The sequence below is a fragment of the Ruegeria jejuensis genome (assembly GCF_041537905.1).
Classification (GTDB): domain Bacteria; phylum Pseudomonadota; class Alphaproteobacteria; order Rhodobacterales; family Rhodobacteraceae; genus Ruegeria_C.
Genome location: NZ_JBGRUO010000031.1, coordinates 12,000 through 25,601, shown reverse-complemented (window position 1 = coordinate 25,601; position 13,602 = coordinate 12,000). Strand labels below are relative to the sequence as shown.

The window sequence follows — 13,602 nt, the reverse complement described above, 5'->3', positions numbered from 1 at the left end:
GAACCCCCAAATAGTTGCGCTCTAATCAATATGGTTGCTTAATATGCAATACTCGTCAATAAAAAACTCAGCGACCCGTGTGACGTTGCCCAAGATTTGTGCTGAACCCAAGGGAGGAGCCGCAAATGTCTGCCTGGATCAGGATGATACAAGACGAAGAGGCCGACGACCAGTTGAGGGCCATGCTGGATCTTGCGCGCACGCCGCACGGGACGGTGGACAATGTGATGCGGGTCCATTCACTGCGGCCCAACACGATGAAGGGCCATGTGGTTCTCTACCGGGCCTGTCTGCACGACCCCGCCAATACCGTGCCGATGTGGCTGCAAGAGGTGATCAGCTCTTATGTCTCGACGCTGAATGACTGCCCCTACTCCTATGCCAACCACTGGGCAAACGCCCGGCATCTGATCGGCGACAATGGCCGCGCCGACCGGATAGAGGCGGCGCTGCAGGCGCGCAGCCCTAGCGACGCTTTTGACGGGGCAGAGCTTGCCGCACTGACCTATGCCGAGAAACTGACCCAGTCGCCCGGGAGCATGGAAGAGGCGGATGTGACCGCGCTGAAATCCGCTGGCTGGCAGGATGGAGAGATCCTCGAAATCAACCAGATCGTGGGGTATTTCAACTATGCCAACCGGTTGTTGAATGGGCTGGGCGTGACCACCCAGGGCGATGTTGTCGGCTATTATGGCAGCGAGTGACAGGACAGATCATGCAAGGCGACGCACCGGGAAGACAGATCGACCGTGCCATCGGCGCCTCGCTGAAGGAATTGCGCCTGACCCGCAAGCAATCGGCGCGCCGACTGGCCGAACTGTCGGGGATTTCCGCCGCCATGGTCAGTCGCATCGAAAACGGGCTGGTCTCGCCGTCGATCGACACGCTGGCCGCGCTGGCCGAAGCGCTCGAGGTTCCCATTGTCTCGCTGTTCCGCAAAGCCCGCACCGATCACACCGACTACACGCTGGTGCGCCATGGCGAGGGGTTGAAATCGACCCGGATCGCCGGGGGACATAGCCACGAATATGTCAATCTGGCGATGCATGCCCGCAAGGACCTCCGGTTTCAGGCCCGCCGCGTGACGCTCCTGCGTGAGGGGGGGCAGCCCCCCACTTATGTGGGCCACGGGGTGGTCTTTGTGCAGGCGCTTGAAGGCGAGGCGATCTATCGCTACGGCGAGGCGCGGTTCACGCTGATCGCAGGCGACAGCATCAGCGTCGATGCCGAGTTGAACCATGGCTTCGTCGAGGTGCTGACGCCCGAGTTTGTCTTCCTGACCGTCCAGGCCGAACGCCCGTGATGGGCCGCTGACATGGCCGCTCCTGTCGAGCTTGACCTGACGCGAGGGCCGATCTCGGGGCATTTTCGTGCCCTGGCCATACCCGGTGCGATCGGGATGGTGTTCAACACGCTCTACAACATCGTGGACATGTTCTTTGCCGGGCTGTTGTCGACCAGTGCCCAGGCCGGGCTGGCGCTGGGGTTTCAGGCCTTCTTCCTGGCCATCTCGGTCGGCATCGGCCTGGGCGCCGCAATGAGCGCGCTTGTCGGCAACGCGCTCGGCGCCGGAGAGACCCGCAAGGCCCGGCGATTGGCGGCGCAGGGCCTGAGCTATGGGCTGGTGGCGGCCGGGCTGCTGGCGCTGGCAGGGCTCTGGTACGGACCGGCACTGATCCGGCTGGTCTCGGAACCGGGCGAATATCGCGATGCGGGGCTGCGCTATTTTCACTGGCTTTTGCTGGCGCTACCGGGATTCCTGCTGGCTTTCGGGTGCAATGGCATCCTGCAGGCGCATGGCGACGCGGTGTCGATGCAGCGCGCGCTCATGGTCGCTTTCTTTGCCAATATCGGCCTCAATCCACTGCTGATCTATGGCATTCCCGGCCTGATCCCGGGTATCGGTTTCGACGGGCTGGCGGTATCGACTGTATTGAGCCAGACCGGAGTGATGCTGTTCATGATCCGGCAGGTTCTCAGGCGGCGGCGCATGCGGCGGCTCAGGCTGGCAAACCTTGTCCCGCGCCTGACCGCTTTCGCCGAGATTTCGGTGCAGACCCTGCCCATCGCCGTTTCCTTCATGGTGATGCTGCTGTCGGGGTTCGTCATGCAGTTCGCGCTGAAGCTGTTCGGCGAGCACGCCATTGCCGGGTTCGGGATCGCCATCCGGCTGGAACAGATCCTGCTGCTGCCCGTTCTGGGCGTCACCGGGGCGCTGTTGCCGATCGCCTCGCAGAATTTCGGCGCGCGGGATTACGACCGAGTCCGTATGGCGGTGTTCTATTGCTGGAAGGTGGGATTCGTAATGACTGCCATCGCGGGGCCCGCGCTTTGGATATTCGGCCGGTCCCTGCTGGGGCTGTTCACCGACGACCCCGAGGTCATCCGCGTCGGGCTGAGTTATCTGCGCGTCGATAGTGTGATCCTGCCGGTCTACATGATGCTGTTCTCGATCAACTCTTTGCTACAGGCACTTAAAAGGCCCATCTGGACAGTCTGGATCAGCCTCTATCGACAGGCCTTTGGGGTGGCATTTTTTGTCTGGTTGTTTATCGGCGTCTGGGGGTTTGACGAAATCGGCGTCTGGTTCGGAACCGCTGCCGCCGTTGTCACCGGATGGATGATTGCCTTGCTGATGACGACGCATGTGGCCCGACGCGAGATCGGTGGCCTGTGGAGCCCGCTGCGCCGGGCCTGAACCCCCGCCGGGATGCGCTCTGTTAGGGTCACCTTGTTCGAAAACCGGCCAAAGCGTACCGCGTTCCGGCCACGCTCTTGATGGGCCTTTTCCACTGCTTACCTGCGGATTGTTCTTCACGGGACAGGGCTGAGCGAGGGTTCGCGACCTGATGACCTCAGTCTCCCGTGAAGAGGACCCAACCCGTGAAAGGACCAATGGATGTTGTGGAATAACAAAGTTGCGGACGCCGTGCAGAAGCGGACGCATGACCTGCTGGATATCGTGAAAGCCGGGCAGGATGCCCGCCTGAAGGGATTGACGCTGGACGACAACCCCTACTGCATCCTGACCGAACGCCCCTTCATGTTCATGTGGGACAAGGGCTGGAAAGCGGAAGACTGGGCGCAAGCGGCTAATCCCGAAATAGCGCTTGAGCCGGTCGCGCCGAAAGTGACCCACTGACCCTGTGTGAACATGGCATCCGTGGTAGAGACGCTCTCGCATCTCTGCCCCGATTGCCTATACTCAACGCTGATGACTGACGCTGCGATCCCGTATTACCCGCCCAAAAAACACCGCACCCATGAGGTCTGCGGTGCGGGGGCGGTGTTTTTCGCGCTCGTTCTGGCCGCGCGGCTGGGCGGGCCGGTGATCTGGGTGCGCGAAGCCTGGCAGGCGGCGCAGCTGACCCCGTCGGGGTTTCACCCGATCCTTGACCCGGCCCATCTGCTGATTGCCTCGGCCAGGGACCAGACCGACGCTCTGGCGGTGACCGAAGAGGCGCTGCGCTCGGGCGCAGTGTCGCTGGTGGTGACCGAGCTGAGCAAGCCGCTCGACCTGACTGCCGGGCGACGACTGCAACTGGCCGCACGCGACGGCAAGGCCACCGCGCTGGCACTGATCCCCGAAGGCATGGGCAGCAACGCGGCTGAAACGCGATGGTCCTGCGCCCCTCAATTTCACCCGGAAGACTCGACTCACCACCATTGGGAGCTTATTAAGAACAAATCAGGAACATTGGGGGTCTGGGATGTTCGATGGGATCACTCGGCGCGTCGTATCGCTGTGGTTCCCCCGGTTGGCAAGCGACCGGGTTCTGCGGGCGCGCCCGACTGAAGGGCCCTTTGCCCTGACCCTGATCCAGAGCAATGCCAACCGTCTCTATTGCCTGAACCGCGCGGCCGAGGATCAGGGCCTGAACCGGGGCATGTCTTATGCGGACGCCCGCGCCTTCTGCCCTGACCTGATCAGCCAGCCCGCCCATCCGCAGGCCGATGAGCGGTTTTTGATCGCCCTGCGCCGCTGGGCCACGCGCTATTGCCCCTGGGTCGGGCTGGAGGGGCGCGACGGGCTGGTGCTGGACGTCACCGGGGCCACGCATCTGTTGGGCGGCGAGGTGGCCCTGCTCGACGATATCCGCCAGCGCTTCGCACGAGCCGGGATCGCGGTTCGGGTCGGCATGGGGGATACCCGCGGGGCCGCCTGGGCGCTGGCCCGTCATGGCGGCGGCGTGGCTGCTGCGGGCGATATGCTGGCGGCCATCGGCAAACTCCCGGTGGTAGCACTGCGGCTGGAGGAGGACATCTCCGTCGCCTTGCAACGGCTGGGCCTGCGCACCATTGCCGATCTGTCCCATGCCCCCCGCGCCCCGCTGGCGCGCCGGTTCGGGGCGGGGCTGATGATGCGGCTGGATCAGGCGCTGGGGACCCAGCCCGAGGATATCTCTCCGCTCGCCGATCCGCCCCATTACGGCACCCGCATGACCCTGCCCGAACCCATTGGCCTGACATCGGATGTGATGGCGGGCGCCGCGCGCCTGCTGGACCAGCTTTGTACCAAGCTGAAAGCGCAGGAGGCCGGCGCGCGGGTGCTGACCCTGACCCTGCGCCGGGTCGATCAGGACAGCCAGCAGGTGGAGTTGCGGCTGGCCCGCCCCCTGCGCGACCCGCACCGTATCCTGCCGCTGTTTCAACGCGGCGTGGACGCGGTGGATGCAGGGTTCGGCATCGACCAGTTGCGGCTTGAGGCCACGCAGGTCGAACCACTGCCGGTTCAGCAGGTCAGCCATGTCTCGGTCGGGCGGCAGGACAAACTGGATGACCTCATCACCCGGATCGGCACACGGATCGGGCTGGAGAATGTGCAGCGTTTCCTGCCCGCCGACAGCCATATCCCCGAACGCAGCTTCCTGATCGCGCCTGCCGCCTATTCCCAACCGGACAGCGGGTGGAGCGCACCGCGCCCCCGCCCTCTCACCCTCTTTCCGCCCGAGCCCATCGCGGGCACCGGGCCGCATCCGCCGCGCCAGTTTCGCTGGCGGCGCATGTCGCTGACCACCGGACGCGCAACCGGACCGGAACGTATCGCACCGGAATGGTGGCTGAGTGATGAGAACTGGCGGTCGGGCCTGCGCGATTACTGGCAGGTGGAAACCCGGCAGGGCCGCAGGCTGTGGCTGTTCCACACGCCGCAAAACCCCGGCTGGTTCGTGCAGGGAGAGTTCGCATGACCACGTCCGAGCCCCAGATCCTGCCACCCGCACCGACCTATGCCGAGCTCTGCGTGACCAGCAATTTCACCTTCCTCACCGGGGCCTCGCACCCCGAGGAAATGGTGACTCGCGCCACTGAACTGGGCCTGAGCGCCATCGCCATCACCGACCGCAATTCACTGGCGGGCGTGGTGCGGGCGTTCCGGGCATTGAAAGAACTGAAGCGTGGGATCGATGAGAAGATCCGGATACATTCGCAACACCGCACCGATAGCTGCTCACGGCAGGAAATCGGCACCCCGAGCGACATTCCCCGACCCGAAACAACGCATCTGCCCAAGCTGATCACGGGCTGCCGTCTGGTGCTGCGCGACAGCCCCGCCCATTGGCTCGCCCTGCCCCGCGACCGCACCGCCTATCAGCGGCTGACCCGGCTGCTGACGCTGGGCAAGCGCCGCGCCGAGAAAGGCGAGTGCCATCTCGATCTGCGCGACCTGCTGGAGGCCGGGCAAGGCATGATCCTGATCGCCCTGCCGCAAGGCCCGCTGAACCCCAATATCGGCGCGATCCGGCAGGTTCAGCGCCGCTTTCCCGGCCATGTCTTTCTGGGTGCGGCACCACGCTATGACGGCTCTGATCAGGCGTGGTTTGACACCTGCGCCACACTGGCGCAACGCTGCGCCACCCCGATGGTGGCGGTTGGCGATGTACTGATGCACCGGGGCAGCCGCAGGCAGTTGGCCGATGTGCTGACCTGCATGCGCGAGCATGTCACCATCGACCAGATCGGCACCCGCGCCCAGCCCAATGCCGAGCGCCGCCTGAAAGGCGCGGCTGATATGGCCCGCCTCTTCCGCCATCACCCCGCCGCCCTGCGCCGGACGCTGGATATTGCGGCCAAATGCAGCTTTGACCTGAGCGAGCTCAGCTATGAATATCCCGACGAGATCAGCGATGGCGAAACCCCGCAAACCCGGTTGGAACGGCTGACCCGCGAAGGGCTGCACCGTCGCTATCCGAACGGCGCCCCCGAACGGGTGCATGACCTCATGGAAAAGGAACTGAAACTGGTCGCCGAGCTTGGCTATCCGGCTTATTTCCTGACTGTGCACGACATCGTTCAATATGCACGCTCCATCGGCATTCTGTGCCAGGGCCGCGGGTCAGCGGCGAATTCGGTGCTGTGCTATCTGCTGGGCATCACCGATGTGAACCCCGACCTGATCGCCATGGTGTTCGAACGCTTCGTCTCCAAACACCGGGGTGAACCACCGGATATCGACGTGGATTTCGAACATGAACGCCGCGAGGAGGTGATCCAATGGATTTACGACAAATACGGCCGTCACCGCGCCGGGCTCTGCGCCACGGTGATCCATTTCCGCTCGCGCGCCGCGATCCGCGAGGTGGGCAAGGTGATGGGGCTCAGCCAGGACGTCACCGCCAGCCTCTCGGGCCAGATCTGGGGCATGTCCAATGGCGGGGCCGATCCCGAGCGGATCAGGGAACTGGGCCTCGACCCGGATGACCGGCGGCTGGCGCAAACCATCCGCCTGATCGGCGAGATCATCGGCTTTCCCCGGCATCTTTCCCAGCATGTGGGCGGGTTCGTGATCACCAAGGGGCGGCTTGACGAGCTGTGCCCCATCGAAAACGCGGCGATGGAGGACCGCACGGTCATCGAATGGGACAAGGACGATATCGATGCGCTGAACATCCTCAAGGTCGATGTGCTGGGGCTGGGCATGCTCAGCTGTATCCGCAAGGCGTTCGACCTGATGCGCGAACATGAGCGGGAAGACCTGACCATTGACACCATCAAACAGGGCGACACCGCCACCTATGACATGCTCTGCAAGGCGGATGCGGTGGGGGTGTTTCAGGTGGAAAGCCGGGCGCAGATGAACTTCCTTCCCCGAATGCGCCCCCGTGAGTTCTATGATCTGGTGATCGAGGTCGCCATCGTCCGCCCCGGCCCCATTCAGGGTGGCATGGTGCAGCCTTACATCCGGCGGCGGCAGGGGTTGGAAGAACCCGCGTCGATGTGTCCCAAGCTGGACAAGGTCATGGAAAAGACGCTCGGCGTGCCCCTGTTTCAGGAACACGCCATGCAGATCGCCGTGGTCGCCGCCGGGTTCACCCCGGAAGAGGCCGACCGCCTGCGCCGCTCGCTCGCCTCGTTCCGACGTATGGGCACCATCGGCGCGTTTCGAGATCGCTTCATCGGGGGCATGCTGAACAACGGCTACGAGTTGGAGTTCGCCAAACGGTGTTTCAGCCAGATCGAGGGCTTCGCCGATTACGGTTTCCCCGAAAGCCATGCCGCCGCCTTCGCCATGCTGGTCTATGTCTCGGCCTGGCTGAAATGCCACCATCCGGCGGTGTTTGCCTGCGCGCTGCTCAATTCGCAGCCGATGGGGTTTTACGCTCCGGCCCAGATCGTGCGCGACGCGCGCGAACACAGCGTCGAGGTGCGGCCCATCTGCGTCAATGCCTCAACCTGGGACAATACGCTGGAACGCCGCGCCGACGGGGCGCTGGCGCTGCGGCTGGGGTTCCGCCAGATCAAGGGGTTCAAGGAAGAGGATGCGGAGTGGATCACCGGCGCGCGCGGCAATGGCTATCGCGACCCCGAAAGCCTCTGGCTGCGCGCTGGTATCAGACCGGCCGTGCTGGAACGGCTGGCCGAGGCGGATGCCTTCACCGATATGGGGCTGACCCGCCGCGACGCGCTCTGGCAGGTGAAGGCGATAAGGGGGCAGCAGCCACTGCCGCTCTTCAATGACCCCATCGACGGCGAAAGCATTCGCGAGCCGCAGATCGATCTGCCCAGCATGCATCTGGGCGAGGAGGTGGTGGAGGATTACGTCTCGATGCGGCTGACCCTGCGCGCCCATCCGATGGAGCTGCTGCGCCCCTCAATGCCCGGCCTGACACCGCATGACCAACTGGCCACCGCGCCGCTGCAACGCACCCATGTCTGTGGCCTGGTCATCACCCGCCAGCGCCCCGGCACCGCCTCGGGCGTGATCTTTCTGACGCTGGAGGATGAAACCGGGGTCAGCAATGTGGTGGTCTGGCCCAAGGTCTATGAGAGGTTCCGGCGCGTCGTGATGGGCGGACGACTTCTGCGCGTCACCGGCTACCTGCAACGCGAAGGTATCGTGGTGCATCTGATCGCGCAGGACATCCAGGACATGTCCCATCGCCTGACCGAACTGGGCCACCCGATGGATGAGGCCATCGGCATCACCCAGCCACAAGCCGACGACGCCCCCCGCCCGCAGCGCCAGCCCCCCCGCGCCATGCATCCGCGCGAACAGGCCAAGCGGCTGTTCCCCAGCCGGGATTTTCACTGAGATATATCGGAAGGAGTGTGGAACGTTGCGCATCTTTGACTCAATTCGGCGATTTTTCTGAATCCGCTCAATGGGCCGCGTCACGCAATGCTGATCCAAACGTCAAGCATTCCTGACCCAGACCGGGCGTTCAAGATGTCGCTGCCGATCTACACAGTGCGGACGAGGTTACCATCCAATTCTACGTGATGAATGTCGGCTTAAGCGGGTCCGTATTCAGTCGGAACTGAGTTTGCCCCGTTGTGGTTTAGCAGGCTGCAGCGATCCACAAAGTATAGCTGGGTGCACCAGCCCCAATAGACATCTGGCGATTGAAAACGGGATCAAAACCTCTCCAACTACAATTAGGGTCTTGGTTCACGATCTGCTGCACGAGCCTTACTCGCTCACTGATTGGCAGTGTCCTTGGACCTTTGCACAGGCCTTTTTCGATGGCTAATATTATACATGATCGCATACGACCATCAGGGCCAAAATAGGGGTCATTTCCAAAAACCAACTTTGCTGTTTGCACGCTTATTCCGCGCAGATCAGCTTCCCTTTGGAAGTCGGCCTCAGTGGCCCCGTTCAGTCGAAGTCTTTCGCTCTGACTGAACGTAAATAATAGTGGGGTAAACCCGTCAGGGGCCAAACTGCTTGAGCCTGCAACTGGCCCATAGTTTATCGTCTGCCCGCCAGTTTCCACAGTGTTCCGCTTGCCCGAACTTCCACAGCCTACGATAAGCAGCGCAGCCAGCAATAAAATAAGATTTGGAAGCTTCATACCCCGAGAACCCCTCTGAAGATGCGCTACGTTAAAAACAGGTACCACTTGTCCCGCAACCAGCATTTACATCCTTGCGATAATAAGTGGCACGTTACCCGCCGTTCGCTGACCTTCGTAAAAAATGCGGCATTCGTCACATTGGGGGCCCTTTGCTCGAATTCGCTAAGCGTGGCATAAGCGTCCGCTTGTCTCAGATCCGGTGGCGCGTTGTTAGGCCAAAGCTACCTGACGTTGGGTGGTGGAAGTCGGAGAGTTCAGCCGAGGCCGGTTGAGTCAGTTTTTGACGCGATGGTCAAAGTTATCTGACATTCAACAAGGAAGCAGGGGTGAACCGGGGCACATAGCGCGCCCCGGTTCCGTTTTATCAGTGTTCGAACTTGCGAATCTCGCCGCTCTTGAGACGCGAGGAATAGGATTCAAGCTCTTCCCGCACCTTCTTCATCAGGAAGTAGAGCGCAAAGACGTTCACAACCGCCATCGCAAAGATCGCCGCATCCGAGAAGTCGATGACCGGGCCGAGATTGGCCGCCGCACCGATAACAACGAAGATGCAGAAGATGACCTTGAAGATCAGCTCCTTGGTGTGGCCTTCGCCGAACAGATAGGTCCAGGCCTTGAGCCCGTAATAGGACCAGCTGATCATGGTCGAGAAGGCGAACAGAACCACCGCGATCGCCAGCAGATAGGGGAACCAGCTAAACGCGCTGCCAAAGGCGGCCGAGGTCAGGCTAACGCCCGAATTTCCATCGACGGTGGCAATCGCATTGCCCGCTTCGTTCAGCATGTAGTTGCCGGTTTCCGGATCAACGATCAGTTGCTGGGTGATGATGATCACCAGCGCGGTCATGGTACAGATCACGACCGTATCGATGAACGGCTCAAGCAGCGACACAAAGCCTTCGGTGATCGGCTCTTTGGTACGAACCGCCGAGTGTGCGATCGCCGCCGACCCCACGCCCGCTTCGTTCGAGAACGCCGCACGGCGGAAGCCCTGGATCAGCGCGCCGACCATACCGCCAGCCACGCCGAGACCGGTGAAGGCACCCGCGAAGATTTGGCCAAAGGCCCAACCGATCTGATCCGCGTTCATGATGATGATCACCAATGCAGCAGCCACATACATGACACCCATGAACGGCACGACCTTTTCGGTCACCCGCGCGATGGATTTCAGACCGCCGACGATGACGAGAAACACGATGATCGCAAAAACGATCCCTGTGATCCAGCCGGGATAGTCGCCGGTGATACCCGCGATCTGCTGATGCGCCTGGTTGGCCTGGAACATGTTGCCCCCACCCAGCGCGCCAAGGATACAGAAGATCGAGAACAGCACCGCCAGGATCTTGCCGCCCGGCAAGCCAAGCTCGTCAAAGCCCTTGGACATGTAATACATCGGGCCACCGGACACGGTGCCGTCTTCGTATTCGTTGCGGTATTTCACACCCAGGGTACATTCCGTGAATTTCGACGCCATGCCCAGCAGGCCGGCAACGATCATCCAGAAGGTCGCGCCCGGCCCGCCGATTCCGACGGCAACCGCCACACCGGCGATATTCCCCAGACCGACCGTGCCCGAAAGCGCAGTCGCAAGCGCCTGGAAGTGGCTGACCTCACCCGCATCGTTGGGGTCGGAATAGTCACCTTTGACCAAGCTGATCGCATGGCTGAAGAACCGCAGCTGCACAAAGGCAAAATACAGCGTGAAAACCGTCGCCGCGACAACCAGCCAACCCACAATCCAGGGGAATCCGGTGCCGGGAAACGGCGCAAAGATAAAGCTTACGAAAGGTCCGGTAAAATCGGCAAAGGCCTGATTGATCCTGTCATCCAGCCCCGCAGCTTCCTGCGCAATCGCCGGATTGGCGAGAAGGGCAGTTGCACCGGCCAGTCCCAGTGTTTTAATCGTTCTCATTCCTGTCCCTCCTACTTCACGACCGTGACCGGTACGTCGGCATGCATGACCAGATTTTGGGTCGAACTGCCGAATACACGGTTGGTAAAGCCATGGCCCGACGCACGGGCGACAACGATCTGAACTGCACCGCTATCCACTGCGATCTTGTTGAGCGTTTCGGCCACGTCACCATGGCGCACAACTCCGCTGGCGTTGAAACCGGCCTCTTTCAATGCATTTACAGCGGGATCCACCACACGGTCGGTCGCAGTTGCGATTTCCTCTTCGCGCCGCTTGTGTCGCGTTGCGTTTTCCTCGGGTGTCTGGAACGTGAAAGGAGACCACTCGATCACATAGGCGCAGAGCAATTCACAAGCATCCAGCCGGGTGGCCTGATCCTTGGCAAAGGCAATCGCGCGATCTCCGGTTTCCGTCCCGTCCAGTCCAATGACTATTTTGACGGTCATTTCTGTCCTCCGTTTAGTTTTTTGTTTTCTTTGGTTTGGCCATCAGGCCCCAAAAAGGCCGCTGCGACAAGGTGTCACTTTAAGATCAGCCCGCGCGCAGTATCAGGAATAATCACTAGGAATAGGGTTTATTCTTAGGGAAAATTCAGCAAAAATTCTCATCAAGCGTGTATTTCAGAGGAAATATCCCTGATGAGCAGAGATTTGGACCGCATCGACCAGCGCATTCTGGCCGAGCTGGAGGCGAATGGCCGCCTGCCCATTGTCGAACTGGCCGCACGCGTGAATCTGACCAATACGCCCTGTTCAGAGCGTGTCAAACGCCTTGAACGCGGTGGCTATATCAACGGCTACCGCGCGGTGCTGGACAAGGATCGGCTGGGGTTGGGGCATCTGACCGTGGTGCAGGTCTCGCTCGCCGCCACCGCTGATACCTCGCTGGAGGATTTCAACCGCGCGGTCCGGGATATCCCCGAGATCGAGACCTGCCTGATGGTGGCGGGGTCCTTTGACTATCTGTTGACCGTGCGCACCCGCGATATTGCACATTTCCGCGATGTTCTGGGTGATCGGATCAATCGGCTGCCCGGCATCCACCAGACCAATTCCTTTGCCGTCATGGAAACCGTCCGGCATCCCGATGTGCGGCCAGCGCAAGACCATCGACCACCGCCGTGAACGCGTCAGAGTAAAGCAACTCCGCCCGCGGGCAGAGCGCTGCGATCTCATCGGCCACAAACTGCATCAGGCTGGATCCGCCCACCAGGATGACCCGCCCGATCCGGTCCGGCATGACACCGGCATATGCCAGTGTCTCGGACATGGCCGCGCGCAGAAGCGAGCGATTCTCGGCCAGAGCGGCATCAAGCGCGTCGCGCGTGAGCGGTGCCGCAAGCCCCGGTTCGATGAACCCCATCTCGATCCGACCATTGCCCGCACCGGAATTGGCCGCGATCTTGCCACGCTCCACCGCAAAGGCCAGTTCATGGCCCAGTTCCATCTCAAGCACGGTCGCGAACCGCTCCATCCGCGTCGGGTCCACGGCCAGCCGGACCATACCGGCCACCGCGCGCCGGGTCTCGCCCGTATAGAGAAACGGGATTTTCGCCCATGTGGCCAGATCGACATAAGGCGCGCGCGGCACAGGCAGCAGGCCCGCTCCCATCTGCCGCCGCAATTGCCCGCCCAGACCAAGCTGCGGCATGGCATGGGCCATCGAGACTGCATGGTCGAAATCGGTGCCGCCCAGCCGGATACCATTGCTGGCGAGTATCTCAGGCCCCGCAGCCGTGCTGCGGAACACCGAAAAGTCCGAGGTACCGCCGCCGATATCGACCACCAGCCCGATCTCTTCCGCATCTCCCATCCCATGGCTGGCAAGGGCCGCCGCCTCGGGTTCGGCCAGAAAGGCGACCTCCTCAAAGCCCGCCGCCAGATAGCAGGCGCGCAGATCCGTCTCGGCCTGCGCATCCAGCGCCGGATCGCCCGTGTGGAAATGTACGGGCCGTCCCGACAACGCATGGCGGAACTGCAAGCCAGTCGCCGCTTCGCAACGCTGGCGCATTTCGCTCAGGAATTCGGTGATGATCCCCGACAGCGTCCGCCGCCGCCCAGCTATCAGGCGCTTTTCCTGCAGCAGGGGCAGGCCCAGCACGCTTTTCAGCGCCCGCATATAGCGCCCCTCTTCACCCGCGATCAGCGCCTCCGCCGCCCGTGCGCCGATCTGCATCGGGCTTTCATCGGCCGGAAAGAATACGGCGGTGGGCAAGGTCTCGCCCCCCTGCTCCACTGGTATCCGCCTCACGCCCTGCTCTGTCACGATGGCAGCGGCAGAGTTGGAGGTGCCGAAATCGATTGCCAGAATATCCGTCTGCATTGCGCCCTCCGATCAAAAAAGACGCCCCCACTATCCAAGTTCGAAATCGGGTGCAACCGGCCCCTC

At 62.0% G+C, this 13,602-nt stretch carries 11 protein-coding genes; 8 read left to right on the top strand and 3 right to left on the bottom strand.

Features of this window, described 5'->3' with window-relative positions; all coding sequences use genetic code 11:
• The first annotated feature begins 125 nt into the window (after window positions 1–125).
• The 7 genes from AB1E34_RS23825 (at window position 126) to AB1E34_RS23795 (ending at window position 8,530) form a co-directional block, all read left to right on the top strand.
• Window positions 126–704, top strand: a complete 579-nt coding sequence (locus tag AB1E34_RS23825; protein WP_372574797.1) for a carboxymuconolactone decarboxylase family protein — start codon at window positions 126–128, stop codon at window positions 702–704.
• Window positions 705–715: 11 nt separating this feature from the next.
• On the top strand, window positions 716–1,303 hold the full coding sequence (locus AB1E34_RS23820; RefSeq protein WP_372574796.1) for a helix-turn-helix domain-containing protein: 588 nt from the start codon (window positions 716–718) through the stop codon (window positions 1,301–1,303).
• Between the two features lie 12 nt (window positions 1,304–1,315).
• Entirely contained in the window at window positions 1,316–2,698 is a 1,383-nt protein-coding gene (locus AB1E34_RS23815; protein ID WP_372574795.1) for an MATE family efflux transporter, read from the top strand.
• A gap of 201 nt (window positions 2,699–2,899) precedes the next feature.
• Window positions 2,900–3,142 carry a hypothetical protein gene (locus AB1E34_RS23810; protein ID WP_372574794.1) on the top strand — a complete coding sequence of 81 codons (243 nt, stop codon included), beginning with the start codon at window positions 2,900–2,902 and terminating at the stop codon, window positions 3,140–3,142.
• Between the two features lie 72 nt (window positions 3,143–3,214).
• Window positions 3,215–3,796: an ImuA family protein gene (locus AB1E34_RS23805; protein WP_372574793.1), complete on the top strand. Its 582-nt coding sequence runs from the start codon at window positions 3,215–3,217 to the stop codon at window positions 3,794–3,796.
• Complete coding sequence (locus AB1E34_RS23800) at window positions 3,711–5,189, top strand: Y-family DNA polymerase (RefSeq protein ID WP_372574792.1); 1,479 nt, start codon at window positions 3,711–3,713, stop codon at window positions 5,187–5,189. The genes AB1E34_RS23805 and AB1E34_RS23800 overlap by 86 nt, the downstream gene beginning before the upstream one ends.
• The gene (locus AB1E34_RS23795; protein WP_372574791.1) at window positions 5,186–8,530 is read left to right on the top strand and encodes an error-prone DNA polymerase; all 3,345 of its coding nucleotides are present in this window, start codon (window positions 5,186–5,188) and stop codon (window positions 8,528–8,530) included. Before AB1E34_RS23800 ends, AB1E34_RS23795 begins: the two co-directional genes overlap by 4 nt.
• Window positions 8,531–9,660: 1,130 nt before the next feature.
• Here the strand turns inward: AB1E34_RS23795 and AB1E34_RS23790 are convergent.
• Both AB1E34_RS23790 and AB1E34_RS23785 read right to left on the bottom strand, forming a co-directional pair.
• Entirely contained in the window at window positions 9,661–11,211 is a 1,551-nt protein-coding gene (locus AB1E34_RS23790; RefSeq protein ID WP_372574790.1) for an alanine/glycine:cation symporter family protein, read from the bottom strand.
• Window positions 11,212–11,222: 11 nt separating this feature from the next.
• Window positions 11,223–11,660, bottom strand: a complete 438-nt coding sequence (locus AB1E34_RS23785) for a universal stress protein (RefSeq protein WP_372574789.1) — start codon at window positions 11,658–11,660, stop codon at window positions 11,223–11,225.
• A 192-nt stretch (window positions 11,661–11,852) separates the two neighbouring features.
• Here AB1E34_RS23785 and AB1E34_RS23780 point away from each other — a divergent pair, with 192 nt between their 5' ends.
• Window positions 11,853–12,338, top strand: a complete 486-nt coding sequence (locus tag AB1E34_RS23780) for an Lrp/AsnC ligand binding domain-containing protein (protein WP_372574788.1) — start codon at window positions 11,853–11,855, stop codon at window positions 12,336–12,338.
• Here the strand turns inward: AB1E34_RS23780 and AB1E34_RS23775 are convergent.
• On the bottom strand, window positions 12,277–13,536 hold the full coding sequence (locus tag AB1E34_RS23775; protein ID WP_372574787.1) for an Hsp70 family protein: 1,260 nt from the start codon (window positions 13,534–13,536) through the stop codon (window positions 12,277–12,279). The two genes, AB1E34_RS23780 and AB1E34_RS23775, sit on opposite strands and share 62 nt — an antisense overlap.
• Window positions 13,537–13,602 lie beyond the last annotated feature (66 nt).

What these genes read in the sequence shown, in the direction of transcription:
- AB1E34_RS23785 (WP_372574789.1), bottom strand. Translation starts at nt 11,660, where the DNA reads ATGACCGTCAAAATAGTCATTGGACTGGACGGGACGGAAACCGGAGAT.
- AB1E34_RS23820 (WP_372574796.1), top strand. Translation starts at nt 716, where the DNA reads ATGCAAGGCGACGCACCGGGAAGACAGATCGACCGTGCCATCGGCGCC.
- AB1E34_RS23805 (WP_372574793.1), top strand. Translation starts at nt 3,215, where the DNA reads ATGACTGACGCTGCGATCCCGTATTACCCGCCCAAAAAACACCGCACC.
- AB1E34_RS23800 (WP_372574792.1), top strand. Translation starts at nt 3,711, where the DNA reads ATGTTCGATGGGATCACTCGGCGCGTCGTATCGCTGTGGTTCCCCCGG.
- AB1E34_RS23775 (WP_372574787.1), bottom strand. Translation starts at nt 13,536, where the DNA reads ATGCAGACGGATATTCTGGCAATCGATTTCGGCACCTCCAACTCTGCC.
- AB1E34_RS23815 (WP_372574795.1), top strand. Translation starts at nt 1,316, where the DNA reads ATGGCCGCTCCTGTCGAGCTTGACCTGACGCGAGGGCCGATCTCGGGG.
- AB1E34_RS23790 (WP_372574790.1), bottom strand. Translation starts at nt 11,211, where the DNA reads ATGAGAACGATTAAAACACTGGGACTGGCCGGTGCAACTGCCCTTCTC.
- AB1E34_RS23795 (WP_372574791.1), top strand. Translation starts at nt 5,186, where the DNA reads ATGACCACGTCCGAGCCCCAGATCCTGCCACCCGCACCGACCTATGCC.
- AB1E34_RS23810 (WP_372574794.1), top strand. Translation starts at nt 2,900, where the DNA reads ATGTTGTGGAATAACAAAGTTGCGGACGCCGTGCAGAAGCGGACGCAT.
- AB1E34_RS23825 (WP_372574797.1), top strand. Translation starts at nt 126, where the DNA reads ATGTCTGCCTGGATCAGGATGATACAAGACGAAGAGGCCGACGACCAG.
- AB1E34_RS23780 (WP_372574788.1), top strand. Translation starts at nt 11,853, where the DNA reads ATGAGCAGAGATTTGGACCGCATCGACCAGCGCATTCTGGCCGAGCTG.